The organism is Streptomyces sp. NPDC037301, from assembly GCF_055602785.1.
On sequence record NZ_JBVJWD010000021.1, the window covers coordinates 1 to 16663 of the forward strand.

Genomic DNA, 16663 nt, shown 5'->3' on the forward strand with positions numbered 1-16663 from the left:
ACGTGCGCGACAGCTCGGCTGCCTGCGCATCAGTCGGATAGAAGCGGTACTTGAACGCCCGCTTCACACGGCTCGTGGTCACGCTCACAAACTAGCGGTGCTGCGAGTTAAGATCAAATCTGCGGGTCACAGCACGGTCTTTCGCTCTGGGGGCGAAACTCCGCTCCTTGCCCTGCTCCGCAGGAGTCCGTTTCCTCTCCGCCCTGAAGGGCTGAGTATCCACGGAGGAATCCGATGAAGACGGCGCGGAGGTATGAGCCGGGCCTGATGGCCCGGCTCGTCAGCACGTTCCCCGCAGGGCTGAAGAATTACGTGAGCCCAGAGCTGTGGGGAAGCGTCAATGCCGAGTCGAGGTTGTACGGCGATGCTGTCCGGCCGACCGCCCCGTGTGCGTACCGTTGGCGCATGGACGTGTTCGACGAGTTGTTGCGTGGTGTGCGGGGGAAGGGGGCGGTCTTCGGCCGTTCGGTGCTGTATCCGCCGTGGTCGCTGAGGTTCACGGACGGCGCGTATCTGACCCTGTGCGTGCCGCTGCGCGGCGAGGGCTGGATCGTCCCGGACGGCGGCAGCGACAACGGTGATCGCGCCGCGCGCCGGGTGCGGGTCGGCGAGGCGGCGATCGTACGGGGGCCGGCCCCGTTCGTCTTCACCGACGACCCGGCCATGGGCACGAGTACGGGTACGGATACGGGTGCGTCCGTACGCGAAGTGCGCTGGGACACCGAGCCCGGAGCCGACCCGCAACCGCCGGACGAACTCAGCGGCCCCACCGTACTGTTGGCCGCCGCCTACGACGTGCACGCCGAGGTCCCGCGACGGCTGCTCCGGGTCCTTCCTCCGGTGCTCGTCGTACCGGACGAAGAGGACTGTTCGCCGCTGCGCGACTATCTGGAGACTCAGATCGGCAGGCTGCGGCCGGGCCGGCAGATCGTGCTGGACCGGCTGCTGGACTGGCTGCTGGTGTGCACGCTGCGCGACTGGTTCGACCACCCGGAGGCGGCCCCGCCCATGTGGTACCGCGCGCTCGGCGACGAGGTGGCGGGCCCGGCGCTGCGTGCCCTGCACGAGGAGCCGGCGCATCCGTGGACGACGGCGGAGCTGGCCGCACGGGCCGGGGTTTCACGGACCACGTTCGCCAAACGGTTCACCGAACTGGTCGGGGAGGGCCCGGTGGCGTATCTGACGGAATGGCGCATGACGCTCGCCGCCGATCTCCTGAGCCGCCAGGAACTGACGGTGGCGGCGGTGGCCCGCCGGGTGGGGTACGCCGACGCGTTCGGCTTCAGCGCGGCGTTCAAACGGGTCCGGGGCATCAGCCCGAGCGCGTACCGCCGCGAGCCCGCGGTACGGGGCGAACCGGACCGGGAGGCCCCGGCAGGCTGACGCCCCCTCCCCCGGGCTCAGCAGGGCCAGGCACCCGCGTCGGCCGCCCTGCGCACGAACGCACCGAAGTCCCGCGGCGCCCGCCCCAGCGCACGCTGCACCCCGTCGACGACCGGAGCCTCCCGGCTCGTACGGATCGGCTTCATCGCGTCCGTCCACAGCGCCGCTTCCTCGGCGGACATCCCCTGGGCGACCAGTCCCGCCACGAACTCCTGCTCGGGGACCGGGACGTACCCGGCCCGCCGCCCGGTGACCTTCGCGATCTCGGCCAGCGCGTCGTCGACGGTGAGCGCCCGCGGTCCGGACAGCTCGTACACCTGACCCTCGTGGCCGGGCCGGGTGAGCGCGGCGACAGCGACGTCCGCAATGTCGTCCGCGTCGACGAACGCGGCGGCCCCGTCCCCGGCGGGCAGAGCCAGCTCACCGCCGATCACCCCGTCGCGGAAGACCCCCTCGCTGAAGTTCTGCGCGAACCAGCCGGGCCGCAGGATCGTCCACGGCACCCCCGAGGCCCGCACCGCGATCTCCCCCTCCATGTGCGGCCCTGTCCCGTCGTAGGAATCCCCGAAGTACCCCGGCACGTCGGCGCCCCGGGCGGACAGCAGCACCAGCCGCCCGACTCCGGCCGCCACGGCCCGCTCCACCAGGGCGGGGGTCCGGGAGGGAGCGAGGTCCAGCGGAACGATGTACGCCGCCGCGACCCCCTCCAGCGCCGCGTCCCAGGTCCCCCGGTCGTCCCAGTCGAACGGCGTCTCCCCGGACCGCGACGCCACCCGCGTCTCCACCCCTTGCTCCCGCAGCCGTTCCACGACCCTGCGTCCGGTCTTGCCGGTACCTCCGATGACGAGTAGGGGCCGGTCTGTGCGAGCGTTCTGTGCTTCCTGTGTCATACGAGAAGCCTGTCCCGGCGCCCCGCCCACCGGCCATGTCCCGGAATCCGGAATGGATGTCCGTGCGTCCGGATCAGCCTTTGCCTGCACACCCATTCCTGACGGGCCGTCAGTTCAGTAACCTGACAGAGCGTCAGCTTTCGGCTGGCCGGGCACGAGCACCCGACGGACTTCGAGCAGGAGTGGGCGGAACGATGCTTGGATCGACTCACGGCACCCTCACCACCGACTTCCGCGCCAGGGTGGTGGCCTGCGGCGAAGAGCCGCATGCCATCGTCCACAGCATGGCGGCCGCCGCCGCGGAGGGCGATCTCGATGTCAGCGGCCGCCCGCTGCACGCGCCCGTGCCGGATCTGGACCGGTTCTTCCGGCCCGAGTCCGTCGCCGTCATCGGCGCGTCCGACACCGAAGGGCGGCCCAATACCGGGATCACCCGACAGCTGATCGGCTGGGCCGAGCGGGTCGGGGCGCGGCTGTATCCCGTGCATCCCAGCCGGGAGTCCGTGTTCGGGCGGGTCTGTTCTCCTTCCGTCGCGGACCTGCCGGAGCAGGTCGATCTGGCCGTGCTGCTGGTCGGTGATCCGCTCCCGGTGATCGAGGAACTCGCGCAGTCCAAGGTGAAGTTCGCCGTGGCCTTCGCCTCCGGGTTCGCCGAGACCGGTGAGGAGGGCGCCGCCGCCCAGGCGCGGCTGGCCGCCGCGGTGGAGCGGTCCGGGCTGCGGCTGCTCGGGCCGAACACCAACCTCAACGCCTTCGAGGAGTTCCGGGACGATCTGGACGGGCCGGCCATCGCCCTCATCACTCAGTCCGGTCACCAGGGGCGCCCCGTCTACACCCTTCAGGAGCTGGGCGTGCGGCTCTCGCACTGGGCACCCACGGGCAACGAGGCGGATCTGGAGACCGCCGACTTCATCTCGTACTTCTCGCAGCGCCCGGAGGTCGGGGCCATCGCCTGTTACGTGGAGGGGCTGAAGGACGGGCGCTCCTTTCTGCTGGCCGCGGACCGGGCGGCGCGGGCCGGCGTTCCGGTGGTGGCGGTCAAGGTGGGGCGTACGGAGACGGGGGCCCGGATGGCCGCCTCACACACCGGCAAGCTGACCGGCGCCGACCAGGTGGTGGACGCGGCGATGCGGCAGTTCGGCGTGATCCGGGTGGACGGGCTCGACGAGCTCCAGGACACCGCGGCCCTGCTGGCCCGGGCTCGGAAGCCGCAGGCCGACGGGGTCGTCGTGTATTCGATCTCGGGCGGCACGGGCGCGCACTTCTCGGACCTGGCGACCGGCGCGGGGCTGAAGATCCCCACCCTGTCCGAGGAGAAACAGCGCGAGCTGCACGAGTGGATCCCCGGCTATCTGAACGTGGCGAACCCGGTCGACAACGGCGGCCATCCGGTAGGCGACTGGCGCGGTCGGAAGATCATCGACGCGATCCTCGCCGACCCCGCCGTCGGGGTGCTGATCTGTCCGATCACCGGCCCCTTCCCCCCGATGAGCGACCGGCTCGCGCAGGACCTGGTGGACGCGGCGGAGGCCACGGACAAGCTGGTGTGCGTGGTGTGGGGATCGCCCGTCGGTACGGAGGACGCGTACCGCACGACGCTGCTCGGCTCGTCCCGCGTCGCCACCTTCCGTACCTTCGGCAACTGCATCACCGCCGTGAAGGCCTATCTGGACCACCACCGGTTCGCAGCCTCCTACCGCTCCCCCTTCGACGAGGCGCCGCGCACGCCGTCGCCCTCGTTCCGCAAGGCGCAGGCACTGATGCGCCCGGGCCACCAGTTGAGCGAGCACGCCGCGAAGCAGCTGCTGCGCGCGTACGGAATCCGCGTTCCGCGCGAGCAGTTGGTGACCAGCGCCGCAGCGTCCGTCCGGGCCGCGGGGCTGGTCGGCTACCCGGTCGTCATGAAGGCGTCGGGCGCCCGGCTCGCCCACAAGACCGAGCTGGGTCTGGTCAAGGTCGGGCTCACCTCTGCCAGCCAGGTACGCGACGCCTACCGCGAACTGACCGACATCGCACGGTACGAGGGCATCGAGCTGGACGGCATCCTGGTCTGCCAGATGGTCGAGCGGGGCGTCGAGATGATGGTCGGTGTCACGCAGGACGCGTTGTTCGGGCCGACGGTGACGGTCGGGCTCGGCGGCGTGCTGGTCGAGGTGCTGCACGATGCGGCGGTGCGCGTGCCGCCGTTCGGCGAGGACCAGGCGCGGTCGATGCTGGGCGAACTGCGCGGCCGAGCCCTGCTGGAGGGCGTACGCGGCGGTCCGCCGGTGGATGTGGACGCGCTCGTCGAGGTCGTGCTGCGGGTGCAGCGAATGGCGCTGGAGCTGGGCGACGACCTCGCCGAGCTGGACATCAACCCGCTGATGGTGCTGGGGCGCGGGCAGGGCGCGGTGGCGCTGGACGCACTCGCCGTCTGCCGCTGACCGGCCACCCGGCCGACCGCCTCGAAAGCCGCGCCACCGGCCGACCCACCTACCCAGGAGCTGCCTCATGCCGTCCTCCCCCGAAGACACCACCGAGTCCACCGACCCGCTTGATTCATTGGTACTCCACACCACTGACAACGGCGTCTCCTGGATCACGCTCAACCGCCCCGAGGCGATGAACGCCGTCACCTGGGACCAGCGGGAACGCGTCATCGCCCTGCTCGCCGAGGCCTCCGCCGACCCGGCGGTCCGGGCCGTCGTCCTCACCGCCACCGGCCGTGGTTTCTGCGCGGGCGCCGACCTGCGGGGCGCTCCGGCGACGGGCGCCCCGTCGACGGGCGACCGGGTGCCGGGCGATGTCGCCCGTACGATCCGGCTCGGCGCTCAGCGCCTGATGGCCGCGGTCCTGGACTGCGAGAAGCCGGTGATCGCGGCCGTCAACGGCACGGCGGCCGGTATCGGCGCCCACCTCGCGTTCGCCTGCGATCTGGTGCTGGCCGCCGAATCGGCGAAGTTCATCGAGGTGTTCGTACGCCGCGGCCTCGTACCGGACGGTGGCGGCGCGTATCTGCTGCCGCGCCTGATCGGCCCGCAACGCGCCAAGGAGCTGATGTTCTTCGGCGACTCGCTCCCGGCGAGGGAGGCGGAGCGTCTGGGTCTGGTCAACCGGGTGGTCCCGGACGAGGAACTGACGGCGACGGCCCGCGCGTGGGCCCGGCGCCTGGCCGACGGCCCGACCCGCGCGATCGCCCTCACCAAGCAGTTGGTGAACTCCTCCCTGGACTCCGACCGGGCGACGGCGTTCGCGGCCGAGGCGATGGCCCAGGAGATCAATATGACGACGCAGGACGCCAACGAGGGCGTGGCGAGCTTCGTCGAGCGGCGTGCGCCGAAGTACCGGGGGCTGTGAGCGGCCCCGGAAGCGAACGTGCCTCATAGCGTCACGCACGCCTCATCTGACGTGACACGCACCGAACTCGGTGGACAGAGGGCGCCTGGTGACCTCGCGGCGTGGCCCCGCTTGACCTTGACACAGTGACAAGGTCTTCACTGTGTCAAGGAGGTGGTCCCGATGACCCTGCCGAAACAGGACACGGATACGATTCGAGCTCTCCAGGGGCTGGAGGACAGCCGCTCGTCAGTGCGGCTGCGGGCAGCGCTGGCGGTCGGTACGACCCCTGACCCGCGGTTCATCGACAAGCTCATCGAACGATGCGCGATCGAACCCGAGTTCAACGTGCGCGAAATGCTTACGTGGGCGCTCACCCGCCACTCACCATCAATGACGGTCCCAGAGCTTCTCGATGAAGTCCGCTCGGAGCGTGCGCAGGCACGAAGCCAGGCGTTGCACACGCTGTCCAAGATCGGGGATCGGCAAGCGTGGCCGGCGATCACACGGGCACTTCTGTCCGACGCCAACGATGAGGTGGCGCGGAGCGCTTGGCGGGCAGCGGTCGTGCTCGTGCCCGAAGGTGAAGAGCCCGAGTTGGCCGCAGTGTTGTCGACACAGCTCGGGCGCGGCGAACGTGAGACGCAGCTGAGCCTCAGCCGGGCGCTGATCGCGCTCGGTGAGGTGATTCTGCCAACTCTGCGCGCTGCGATGACGGATCTCGACCCTCGCGTGCGCGCGCACGCGATCGCCACGGAACGGCTGTTGCGCGACCCGGATGCCGGATTCGAGTTCGCGATCGAGGAGGCGAAGCGCCTCGTAGTACTCGGCAGGACCAGCCAGGAGGGGTGATGGGCCGTGTTGATCGGTGATGTGGCACGACGGTCCGGGGTCAGCGCCCGCATGCTCAGGCATTACGACTCGCTCGGCCTGGTGCGGCCAACGGGTCGTACCGACGCCGGCTATCGCGAGTACTCCGGCGAGGACATCCGACGGATCTTCCATATCGAGAGCCTGCGGTCATTGGGGCTGTCGCTGCGTGAAGTCAGGCGCGCGCTCGGTGATCAGGGCTTCACGCCCTCAGAGCTCGTCGACGACCTCATCCGCCAGACGCGAGAACGCATTGCGGGTGAGACGGAGCTGCTCACTCGACTCCGTCGGATCGGTGCCGCGGAACCCGCCGGCTGGGAGGACGTCCTCCAGATCGTCGCACTCCTCCAGGCGTTGGGGTCGAAGAGCGCTGGGACGCGCCAGCGCGCGGCCTTGTCCTCGATCGAAGAGGTTCCGGTGCCAGTGGAAGCACTGGTCGAGGCAGCGCTGAGCGAGACGGACCCGAACGTCGCCGGAGCCCTTCGATGGGCTTTGGCACGATCGGGCGATGGCGCATTGGCACTGCTGGCGGATGGCCTCGGCTCACCAGTGGCCGAGGTGCGGAAACGTGCCGTCCAGTCCATCGCCGAGATTCCGAACAGTGAGGCGACCGCACTGCTGCAGGACGCCCTCACGAACCCCGACATCGTGGTCCGCAGGTATGCAGCTCTGGCGCTCGGGGCACGTGGAGTAGCCGACGCGATCCCGACGCTCATCGACATGGTCGTCGAGGAGACGCATGAAGTCGGTGCAGCCGATGCACTGAGCGCGCTGGCGAGTCGTCCCGCGTTGGCGGAGCAGATCGCTACCGGGCTCGTCGACTGCCTCGCCCACGGCACCGTTGAATCGTCTGTACGTCGACGGCTGGCACAGGCGCTCGCGGACATTCCGGGAATCACAGCGTCACGTGCCCTCGCAGATCTGTCACATGACGAAGACCGTGCCGTTGCGCTTACTGCGGCATACATTCTCGGGATACGCAACGCCCGATAACGGATCTTTCCTGGGGTGCTGTGTGCGCGGGGCCCAGTTGTTGCTGGTCAACGCCAACAGGGCCACGGCATCGCCAAGGACCCAGCTGTACCGCCGGCCACAGGAACAGCCGGCTCAGCGACCAAGATCGATCCCGGCGCTACTTCCGGTACCTCAACTACAAGCGCCGCCAATTGCAGCGGATGCGAACTGGCGACGGTTTGAGTGCCGCCGCCGACGGACACAGGTTTCACCGCTCTTGGGCAGCAGTACTCGCGACAGTTGAATACGCGAGTCCATCAGTAATACGGGCCGTACTCGCCGATCGGCAAGTACGGCCCGACTAACTCCCGCTCCGCATCCGTCAGTTGCGCTCGCGTCATGTAGAACGACTTACCGGATGGGGTCCCGCCACGAGAGCGAATCTCGCAAATTGATCACGCCCCGATACGCGCCCTAGTACCAGCCCTTGCCGGTCTTAGAGGCCACGATCCAGCCCTTGCGGTCGTGGTTGTCCTTGCCGTAGTACCACGTGTTCCCCGCGGAGCTGGTGGCCTGGCACACGGCCCAGAAGTGGCCGGCGAAGTCGAGGCCGTACCGCTTGGAGTACGTCTGGCCGGGGCCGCTGCGGACAGCGGCCCCGGCCAGGTCCTCCACGGTCCGCCACTGGTTGGTGATGTTCTTGGTGCAGGAGCGGCTGTCCAGGGCCGATGCCGTGGGCGCGGTTGCGAGAGTAGTGCCGAGTACAGCGACGGCAACTGCCGCCGACGCGGCGGCAGTACGGCCGAGGCGGCGCGTAGAGCCGCGTGCCTTGAGGTATGTGGACACAAAAGCCTCCTGAAGGAGAGGGTGAGGTAGCCCCCGGAGTGTGGACACAGGGGTTCATGCTGCGAGCGAGAGCTTAGCTGTCCTGTGGTGTTGCTGTTCGAACTCCATCGGGGAGAGGGACCTTCTGACCTGCGGTGGTGTTCGAGATCCTTCTCAGTGCCAATGGCTGTACGCCTGCACCCCAACGCCGTAGGCGGTCGAAACTCGGGTACCGGTGCACAAATTCACTCCGCCCGACACGTAGCGTCCCGGGCTTACCGGAAGGGCTCCCACACCTCCGGGCCGGCACCCCGCCACTCGACGAGGCGGACCGTGATCCCTACTTCGGCAAGGCGTACCAGGCGGTGGTGCGCTACACCAAGAAGTTTGCTGTACCTATGCGATCGCGCGCCAACTTGAGCCCACAGCGCGTAGCTCAGCTCTTCAAGATGTTGGAGAGCGGCCAGTACAGCATCACCGGGGCAGCCGCAGGCGGGACAAGGGGTTCGCCGAGCAACGTTGCCGACCGGCTCGCCGAGCTGCTGGACGACGGCACCGGACGCATCCGCCGCGAACTCGTCCCGCTGGCCGACTCTCTCCGCACCATGGACAGGCCGGTATCCGGCCTTGCCTGGCTGGACAGACATAGAGAACGCTCCGACTCCACCGCCGACTGGTTACGGCGGCTCGCCACGGGCGATATCGAGCTGACCCACGAAGCCTTCCACACCCTCGACCCCTGGCGGGCCGCCGCCCACCTGCGGGAACTCCTCATGTCCTGCGGTGTTCTGCCCATCATCGACAAGCAGATCTGCTCGTTCGAACGGTGGCTCATCGGTCACACCGCCGACATCTGCGACCCCGACCACGCTCAGGTCATCCGCCGGTATGCCACCTGGGAAGTACTGCCACGGCTACGGACCCGAGCCGAGAGGAAGCCGATCACTCCAGCGGCCCGCAGACGTGTCGCGGATCAGGTCAAGCAGGCCACCGCGTTCCTCGACTGGCTTGCCGACCGGGATCACACCCTCGCCACCTGCGGCCAGACCGGCATCGACGCCTGGCACGCTGATCACAACGAGCACGCCCGCAACACCATCCGGAACTTCCTGCTGTGGTGTTCGGCCAGCAAGCTCACCCGGCCCTTCCGGTTGCCGCCGGTCCAGATCCGCCGGGCCACCCCGATGCCGCAGCCCGAGCGACTGGAGCAGATCGGGCGTCTCCTCACCGACGCGGACCTGCCGCTTCGTACTCGGGTCGCGGGTGTGATCGTTCTGCTCTATGCCCAACCACTCAGCCGAGTCGTGCGTCTCACCCTCGACGACGTTGTCCGCAGCGACGAACAGACTCTCCTCCGCCTCGGCGAACCGCCATCCCCAGTCCCCGAACCACTCGCGGAACTGTTGCTTCGATGGATCGACAGCCGGGACAACATGAACACCGCGACCAACCACGCCTCCCGATGGCTCTTCCCCGGCCGCCGCGCAGAACAACCGATGCACCCCGACGTCCTGGCGGCGCTTCTCAACGACATCGGCATCCCCACCACCGCCGGCCGCACCGCCGCGATCCGGCAACTCGTGCTGGAGATGCCCGCCCCGGTCGTCGCTGAGGCTCTGAGCTACCACCGGGTCACCACGGCCAAGCTGGCCTCCGAGGCCGGAGGCACCTGGAGCCGATACGCCTCTGGTGACCACTGGCGGTCACCACCAGGTTGGACCCCACGGAGCACTACCTGAACCTGCAGTCGGCCGATTGCACCTGCTACTCCGCAGGAAGTGGGCTCAACGGAATCTGCATCAACGCCCAGCGCGTGAAGGTGAGCAGTGCCTCACCGGCGATGTCCTCAAGCCGGTCGAAATCCTCCGGCAGCACGTCGAGAAGGAAGTGCTCGACTTCCCGGTCGCTCCGCTTGATCAGGACGAGGGAGCGGTAACAGCGCTTGGGGGGATGCTCAAGAAGGATCGCTCGCAGAGACCCCGTCGCATCGTCGGCCAGGTGGTCATCAAGCCATCCAGGCTCACGTCCCCTACCGAGGTTAAGGCGCTCGCTCTTCGAACTCAGTCCAACGAGGTCCTGCTTGCTCACACGCTTGATCGCTTTGGGCACCTTCATCGGCATGAGAGCAGGTTAGCCATCAACGGCCAGAACGCGAGTTGCTGCCAGCACAGAGATGCCCCTGGGACGCCCCCAGCACACACAGTGACTGCACTGACGCTTGAGCAGCAGTACTCGCGACAGTTGAATACGCGAGTCCACCAGTAAACCGAGGCCGGAAGATGGCGTGAGCCCCGCGCTCGTCCTGGCAGCCGTGTGATCGATGGGCAACCATTCCTGCGACCTGATGGTCATGTCCGTGCCACCGTGTACTGGGTGGGCATTGTCAGCTCCGCCTCGGGACGTTCCTGAGGCGCTGGAACATGGGGGAAACGCCTTCATGCATCACCGCACCACCGTGGCAGGCTTCGCCGGGGCCCTCGCCCTGTCCGCGCTCACGATTCCGGCGGCCGCCCAGGCGGATGACTTCTCGGGCGACATCAGGATCACGAAGGTGGTCGTCAACGGAGGGAAGGACATCGTCCTGGGGACCACGGACGTGAAGACGTTCACCATCGCGGTGACCGCCACGGACGACTCGGGCATCGAGGTCGGAAGGACCTTCCCGGTCATGTGGCACACGCCCCTCCCGAACGGCGACTATTACGGTCTCGTGATCCCCGACAACATCGCGGGCAAGTGCGTGCGCCAGAGCTCCACCACGACCACCTGCACCTACATGCTGAAAATCAACCCGCGCATCCACCCCCAGGACAACACCACAGCTGGGACCTGGACCGTGAGCGCCCACGCCCTGGCCAACGACGGTGACTACATCACCAAGGATTCCGCCGCGAAGGCGAAGGTCCTGCGCAACTCCAGGCTGACGGTCAACGCCTCGCCGGAACCGGTGAAGAAGAACAAGACGATCACCGTCACGGGCGCCCTGACCCGCGCCAACTGGGAGACCTACAAGTACGGGGGCTACACCAAGCAGCCGGTGAAGCTCCAGTTCAAGAAGAAGGGCACCAGCACCTACAAGACCCTCAAGACCGTCACGACGGACAGCAAGGGCAACCTGAGGACGACGACGAAGGCCATGGCGGACGGCTACTTCCGCTACTCCTTCGCAGGCACGTCCACCACCCCGGCGGTCGCCTCCGCGGCGGACTACGTCGACGTGAAGTAACCCTCGGGAGGGTCATCTATCCTCCAGCAAGCGCAGAAGGCTCAGGCCGGAGACCCTTCGGTCTGGGCCTTCTTGAGCCCTGGCTGTTTCCCGGCCGGCGGGCCGGTCAGCCGCTGCGGATGCGACGCCTTCGCTGACACCGTGAGCGAGCTTGGGCCTGTCCTCGACGTCGGCTGCGGACCCGGAACGGTGACCGCCTACCTTGCCGAACGCGGCCTCGACGTGTCCGGGGTCGATCTCTCCCCCCGCATGATCGAGAACGCGCGCCGTCTTCATCCGCAATGCCGCTTCAGCGTCGCCTCTGCCACCGACCTCGACCTTGGTGAAGCGTCCCTCGGCGGCGTGCTCGGGTGGTGGTCACTGTTCAACCTCCCCCGTGACGTCCTTCCTCAGGTCCTCGCCCTGTTCGCGCGCGCCCTGAAGCCAGGCGGACACTTCATCACCGCAACACACGTCGGCGACGAAGACGCGGTGCGCACCGAGGCCTACGGAGGTGTACCCGTTCGTTGGACGACACACAAATGGCGGCCGGAACAACTCGTGGACCTGATCGAGCAGGCTGGACTGCGCCCGGTCGCCGAACTTCGGCTCCCTGCAGATGAGCAAAGCGGGCCGGGTCTGGTCGTCATGGCCAAGCAACCCGGTTGAGAGTCAGGCGTCGGAAGCGGCACAGGGTCCCGCGCCGGGCAAGGCTCCTCCGGACGGTCGCGACGCCGGTTGAAGGTGCTGCCTCCACCCGAAGCCCTCTGGCGTCTGTCCCCCTGTCCTCCCGCTACGCCCTACCGCCGGAGAGGTGCCGGTGCGCTCCTCCCCGCCGGCTGCGGCTACCCCACTGCGAAGACGTCCTCGACGGTTGCGGCAGTGGGGGCGCGCAGGAGCCAACAGCTCAAGGTGTCGAGGTCCGTGCAGCCTCTGATGCGTTCGCGGGCCTCGTCGGGTACGTCGATACCGGCCTGGGCGAGGAGGAGCAGGATGCTCTTCGCGACGCCCTCTGCACGGCCTTCCGCACGGCCTTCCGCACGGCCTTCCGCACGGCCTTCCGCACGGCCCTCGTCCCGGATTTCTTCCGAGAGCGGTGACTTGTAGAAAGAAAGGTCCACGGCCACCAGGTTCCTCCACTGTTGTGCGGCCGGGACTCACCGGTCGGCGGGCCCCGGCCGCAGTCCGCCTACTTCTCGGTGAAGACGTCCTCGACGGATGTCGCAGTAGGAACACGCAAGAGCCAGCGACTCAAGGTGTCGACGTCGGTGCAGCCCATGATGCGTTCGTGGGCCTCATCGGGTACCTCGATGCCGACCTGGGCGAGGAGGAGCAGAATGCTCTTCGCGACGCCCTCTGCACGGCCTTCCGCACGGCCCTCCGCACGGCCTTCCGCACGGCCTTCCGCTCGGCCTTCCGCTCGGCCCTCGTCCCGGATTTCTTCCGAGAGGGGTGACTTGTAGAAAGAGAGGTCCACGGCCACCAGGTTCCTCCACTGTTGTGCGGCCGGGCGATTGCCCAGGCCCTGTGCGGTGAGTTCGACGATGGGGTCGGCGATGGTTTCCGGTGCGTCGCGCAGAGCGGTCGACAGCGTTTTGAGTATGGCACCGATGTCCGGATCGCCTGCGTGTGTGATCGCGGCCAGCGTGGCTAATGCCAGGTCCTTGCGGGCCTGGGCCACATCCGTGATCACCGGCATGTTGTGCGGGCCCGCGACGAGGGCTTGCAGGGTGAGCACGGGCGATTGCGGGTGGCCGACGGGGAACGGGCGCGCGGCCCATTCGGCGGTGGCCCGGTCCTGGCAGACGACCAGCAGCATGGGCGGCAGTTTGTACTTCGCCTGAAGGTACGACAGGTAGTACATCCAGCTCGCCGGCTTGTCCGGGTCCTTCTTGCCCTGGGCCTCGATCGCCAGGAGGTAGGACCGGTCGTCCTCCATGTCGATGCGCAGCAGGGTGTCGACACGGCGTTCGAGGGGCCGGTTCTCGGTGAGGTCGGTGGGCATGACGGTGGCTGAGGCGGGTGAGCCGATCTCAACCCCCAGCACCTCGGAGACGCGGGAGAACAGGCCCGGGTACTCCTGGAAGATGCGGTGCATCGCCTCGTGGGACGAGCTGACCATGTGGTTTTCCTAGAGCTCTTGAACAGTCGGATGGGAGTTGGTCCGGCAGTCGGGGCACTCTCCTGGCTCCGCCGCGCGGAATGCCCGGTCGCAGCCCTCGCAGTTCTGCAGCGGGATCGGCCTGGGCGGGAGCGTGGCCGGGGGCAGGAACGGGGGCGGTGGCGGAAGCCGGGCGGTGAGTCGGTGGGCCAGGAGACCGGCGGGGCGGCGCATCCCTTCGGGCGGGAGGTCGCTGGTCAGGGCGTGCTGTACGGCGGCGGGGCCCACCTCGCGCTCCAGCCATGCGGCGACCCCCGGGGCCAGGACATCCACGTCCTGCGCGGAGAGCAGCAGGCGCGGGTCCTGGTGGTGCAGCCCGGCGAGCAGGTCGGCTGCGGTCCGGAGGAGGGACGCGGCGGGGAAGGCCGGCTTCGGTACGAGCAGGGGCGCGGGTCGGCTACGTGGGGCGCGCTCGCGGCGTGGTGCAGGCGCGGGCTCGCGGCATGGTGCGGGCACTGTGTGGACCCGGGGCCTTGCAGGGCGCGTGTCATCGGGGTCGGGCGTCATGCAGGGCCTGGAAGGCGTGGGCGGACGGTCCGTACGCTGCGGGCGCGGCGGACAGTCACCGCCCGGCAGAGCGTCCGTGAGCCGCCGGTCGGCAGGCTGGTTGCAGGAGACCGTGCGGGTGACGATCCGGCCGTTGGACAGGCGCGTCCGGGTGCGTCGAAGGTAGCCGTGGGCTTCGAGTTCGCGTAACGCTGCGGCGATCCGGGCCTCGCTCTCCGGGAAGCGGCCGGCGAGGTCCTTGATGCCGATCCCTGCCCCGGCGGGCATGGACTGGATGTGCGCGGCGAGCCCGATCGCGGTGAGGGAGAGCTCGCGGTGCTGGGTGAGGTGGTTGCCCACGACCGTGAAACGGCTGGTGTGCCGGGAGTTGTCGTGCACGACACCGGACGAGGCGCGCGAGGGCGCGCTAATCTGCTGGGTATCCATCGGGAAGGGTTCTCTTCCTCGTTGGTCAGGCCCTCGATCGGGATGCCAGTCCCGGCCGGGGGCCGTCGCATGTCTGGGGTTGTTTGTCGCGGCGAGCATATGCCAGCCAACCGGGCCGAAATCCAGCTCAGTTGGACGATCTCACCCGTGTGGGTGACGGCAGGTGGGGTGGGTTCGGGAAGGTTCATTGCCCAAGGTGTTCAAGGCTTTTGATGTCCCACGGCGCCGCGTCGCGGACCACCGGATCGTGGATATCCGCGACCCGGCGGCGGCGGTCACGGCATGAGGTCGAGCTCGGCCCAGACGGTCTTGCGGGGGACGGGACCGGGGCTGACGCCCCAACGGTCGGCGAACGCCTCGACAATCAGCAGGCCGCGCCCGGACTCGCAGTCGTCATCCGGGACGGCCGTGCCGCCCGGACCGGGCGGAAGGCGCTCGCCACGGGCGTCGCTCACCTCGATCCGCAGAAGCGCGCCGCCGTCGTGGATCGTGAGGTCGAGCCGGAAGTCCCTGCCCGGTACGCGGCCGTGCACCATGGCATTGGCGGCCAGTTCGGCGACGATCTGCACGGCCGACTCCGAAGGGATCCCCCACTCGCCCAGATACGCGGCGGTGAGCAGCCGGGCCAGCCTGGCTCCCCGGCGGGTGGGCGAGAGCAACACGGTGAACGTGCGGCTGGGGGCAGGGGGTTGAGGGAGGGTAATTTCTTGTTTCACGTCACTCAGCGTGGCCGGGCACGCATACGCTGACCAGTGATCGACTGGATGCGTACGGTGACTGTCCAGCGGTTGTCCGGAGCTGTCCGCGCTGTCCGGAGGGGGCGTGCGGGTAGAGGGCGTCGAGGTGTGACGGCACGTCGGAGGTGGCGCGGATGCGAGTGGATGCGAACAGTACGGAACGGCCCGGGGGCGAGGCGGACGAGCCCGGTTGGGACGTCGACCCCGACGACGAGTCGGGGGCGGCGGTCGTCGCCACGGTGGGGCGGCAGCTGAGGCTGCGTCGTGAGGCGGTCGGCATGCGGGCGGCCGATTTCGGTGTGGCGATCGGGTACGGGGAGGACCAGGTCTACAAGGTCGAGGCCGGGAAACCGATTCCGCGCCAGGAGTATCTGGACAGGGCGGACGAGGTGCTGGGGGCGGGTGGGCTGATCGCCGCGATGAAGAAGGACGTGGCGGAGGTCCGGTACCCGAAGAAGATTCGGGATCTGGCGCGGATGGAGGCGCGGGCAGTCGAGCTGCTGTCGTACGGGAGCCACAACCTGCACGGCCTCCTTCAAACGGAGGAGCACGCTCGGGCGTTGCTGAGGACGAGGCGTCCGGCCCTGTCGGACGACGAGGTGGAGCGTGGTGTCGCAGGCCGCATGGCCCGGCGCTCCATCTTCGACCGCTCGCCGGCCCCCGAGCTGAGCTTTATCCAGGAAGAGGCGACACTCAGCCGCCCCACTGGAGGCAAGATGGTGCTACGCAGGCAACTGGAACACCTCCTGGAGGTAGGGCAGTTGCGCAACGTCGAAATTCAGGTGATGCCGACCGCCTACTGGGATCACCCTGGGACAGGCGGGCGGATCCAGATGCTGAAGTTCGAGGACGGCACGGCAGTCGGGCGTTCTGATGACGAGTTCGGCGGTCGTCCCGTCTCCAGCCCGAGGCAGCTACGGATCCTTGAACTCCGCTATGGCATCATCCGGGCGGAGGCTCTCAGCGCACGGGAGTCGCTGGCCTTCATCGAGCGAGCGCTGGGAGAGACATGATCCGGAAGACCTCCGCTGGGTACGGCTCCGAGCTGGCGTGGTTCAAGAGCAGCTACAGCGACAGCAGCAACCCCAACGACTGCGTCGAAGTCGCGACCACTCCCAGCTCGATCCACGTCCGCGACTCGAAGAACGCGCAGGGCCCCAGGTTCGCCGTAACCCCCGAGACCTGGACCGATTTCGTGACGTACGCCGCCAGAAGCTGACCGCCGACGCTCGCCCCGATCCCGGCACCGGTTCGGGCGGGCTCGGGGGCCGGTCACCGGCTGAGCATGTACCAGTCCGGCGAGTCGAGATCGCCGTACTCCCGGTTGAGTTCGGGCCGGTCCGACGTACCGCCGATCCGCCAACCGTCGGCGTCGCGGGGTTGACCTGGA

The 16663-nt window shown here is 68.4% G+C and carries 17 protein-coding genes and 1 pseudogene; 10 read left to right on the top strand and 8 right to left on the bottom strand.

Translation table 11 applies throughout. From position 1 onward, the window contains the following. Positions 1-88, bottom strand: an 88-nt coding sequence (locus ACZ7IB_RS28750) for a helix-turn-helix domain-containing protein (RefSeq protein WP_470916820.1), incomplete at its 3' end; no start/stop codon positions are given. Positions 89-405: 317 nt separating this feature from the next. On the opposite strand from ACZ7IB_RS28750, the gene ACZ7IB_RS28755 reads away from it, so the two are divergent. Further along, positions 406-1383: an AraC family transcriptional regulator gene (locus ACZ7IB_RS28755; protein WP_470916707.1), complete on the top strand. Its 978-nt coding sequence runs from the start codon at positions 406-408 to the stop codon at positions 1381-1383. Positions 1384-1400: 17 nt separating this feature from the next. Here ACZ7IB_RS28755 and ACZ7IB_RS28760 read toward each other — a convergent pair whose 3' ends face one another. After that, positions 1401-2273, bottom strand: coding sequence for an NAD(P)H-binding protein (locus tag ACZ7IB_RS28760; RefSeq protein ID WP_470916708.1), 873 nt, complete (start codon positions 2271-2273; stop codon positions 1401-1403). A 194-nt stretch (positions 2274-2467) separates the two neighbouring features. Here ACZ7IB_RS28760 and ACZ7IB_RS28765 point away from each other — a divergent pair, with 194 nt between their 5' ends. The 4 genes from ACZ7IB_RS28765 (at position 2468) to ACZ7IB_RS28780 (ending at position 7451) form a co-directional block, all read left to right on the top strand. Further along, positions 2468-4696 carry an acetate--CoA ligase family protein gene (locus ACZ7IB_RS28765; protein WP_470916709.1) on the top strand — a complete coding sequence of 743 codons (2229 nt, stop codon included), beginning with the start codon at positions 2468-2470 and terminating at the stop codon, positions 4694-4696. Positions 4697-4763: 67 nt separating this feature from the next. Next, positions 4764-5609 carry an enoyl-CoA hydratase/isomerase family protein gene (locus ACZ7IB_RS28770; protein WP_470916710.1) on the top strand — a complete coding sequence of 282 codons (846 nt, stop codon included), beginning with the start codon at positions 4764-4766 and terminating at the stop codon, positions 5607-5609. Positions 5610-5771: 162 nt separating this feature from the next. Beyond that, the gene (locus tag ACZ7IB_RS28775; protein WP_470916711.1) at positions 5772-6440 is read left to right on the top strand and encodes a HEAT repeat domain-containing protein; all 669 of its coding nucleotides are present in this window, start codon (positions 5772-5774) and stop codon (positions 6438-6440) included. Positions 6441-6446: 6 nt separating this feature from the next. After that, the gene (locus tag ACZ7IB_RS28780; protein WP_470916712.1) at positions 6447-7451 is read left to right on the top strand and encodes a HEAT repeat domain-containing protein; all 1005 of its coding nucleotides are present in this window, start codon (positions 6447-6449) and stop codon (positions 7449-7451) included. Between the two features lie 435 nt (positions 7452-7886). On the opposite strand, the gene ACZ7IB_RS28785 is transcribed toward ACZ7IB_RS28780, so the two are convergent. Beyond that, positions 7887-8258 (bottom strand): hypothetical protein, encoded by a 372-nt coding sequence (locus ACZ7IB_RS28785; protein ID WP_470916713.1) that lies wholly within the window; start codon positions 8256-8258, stop codon positions 7887-7889. A gap of 428 nt (positions 8259-8686) precedes the next feature. Here ACZ7IB_RS28785 and ACZ7IB_RS28790 point away from each other — a divergent pair, with 428 nt between their 5' ends. Next, complete coding sequence (locus ACZ7IB_RS28790) at positions 8687-9976, top strand: hypothetical protein (protein WP_470916714.1); 1290 nt, start codon at positions 8687-8689, stop codon at positions 9974-9976. A 25-nt stretch (positions 9977-10001) separates the two neighbouring features. Here the strand turns inward: ACZ7IB_RS28790 and ACZ7IB_RS28795 are convergent, their stop codons facing one another. Beyond that, entirely contained in the window at positions 10002-10358 is a 357-nt protein-coding gene (locus tag ACZ7IB_RS28795) for a hypothetical protein (RefSeq protein WP_470916715.1), read from the bottom strand. 316 nt (positions 10359-10674) lie between these two features. On the opposite strand from ACZ7IB_RS28795, the gene ACZ7IB_RS28800 reads away from it, so the two are divergent. Beyond that, entirely contained in the window at positions 10675-11463 is a 789-nt protein-coding gene (locus tag ACZ7IB_RS28800) for a DUF5707 domain-containing protein (protein WP_470916716.1), read from the top strand. 120 nt (positions 11464-11583) lie between these two features. Beyond that, positions 11584-12111 (top strand): annotated as a pseudogene (locus ACZ7IB_RS28805) (class I SAM-dependent methyltransferase); the annotation flags it as partial. A gap of 176 nt (positions 12112-12287) precedes the next feature. Here the strand turns inward: ACZ7IB_RS28805 and ACZ7IB_RS28810 are convergent. From ACZ7IB_RS28810 to ACZ7IB_RS28825, 4 genes are all read right to left on the bottom strand, one after another. Further along, positions 12288-12563, bottom strand: coding sequence for a hypothetical protein (locus tag ACZ7IB_RS28810; protein ID WP_470916717.1), 276 nt, complete (start codon positions 12561-12563; stop codon positions 12288-12290). A gap of 68 nt (positions 12564-12631) precedes the next feature. Continuing rightward, positions 12632-13564 carry an RpnC/YadD family protein gene (locus ACZ7IB_RS28815; RefSeq protein WP_470916718.1) on the bottom strand — a complete coding sequence of 311 codons (933 nt, stop codon included), beginning with the start codon at positions 13562-13564 and terminating at the stop codon, positions 12632-12634. Between the two features lie 9 nt (positions 13565-13573). Next, on the bottom strand, positions 13574-14536 hold the full coding sequence (locus tag ACZ7IB_RS28820) for a helix-turn-helix domain-containing protein (RefSeq protein WP_470916719.1): 963 nt from the start codon (positions 14534-14536) through the stop codon (positions 13574-13576). A 275-nt stretch (positions 14537-14811) separates the two neighbouring features. Beyond that, positions 14812-15252, bottom strand: a complete 441-nt coding sequence (locus ACZ7IB_RS28825; protein WP_470916720.1) for an ATP-binding protein — start codon at positions 15250-15252, stop codon at positions 14812-14814. Positions 15253-15407: 155 nt separating this feature from the next. Between ACZ7IB_RS28825 and ACZ7IB_RS28830 the strand changes: the two genes are divergently transcribed. Further along, positions 15408-16286, top strand: a complete 879-nt coding sequence (locus ACZ7IB_RS28830; RefSeq protein ID WP_470916721.1) for a helix-turn-helix domain-containing protein — start codon at positions 15408-15410, stop codon at positions 16284-16286. Further along, positions 16283-16492 (top strand): DUF397 domain-containing protein, encoded by a 210-nt coding sequence (locus ACZ7IB_RS28835; protein WP_470916722.1) that lies wholly within the window; start codon positions 16283-16285, stop codon positions 16490-16492. Before ACZ7IB_RS28830 ends, ACZ7IB_RS28835 begins: the two co-directional genes overlap by 4 nt. Positions 16493-16663 lie beyond the last annotated feature (171 nt).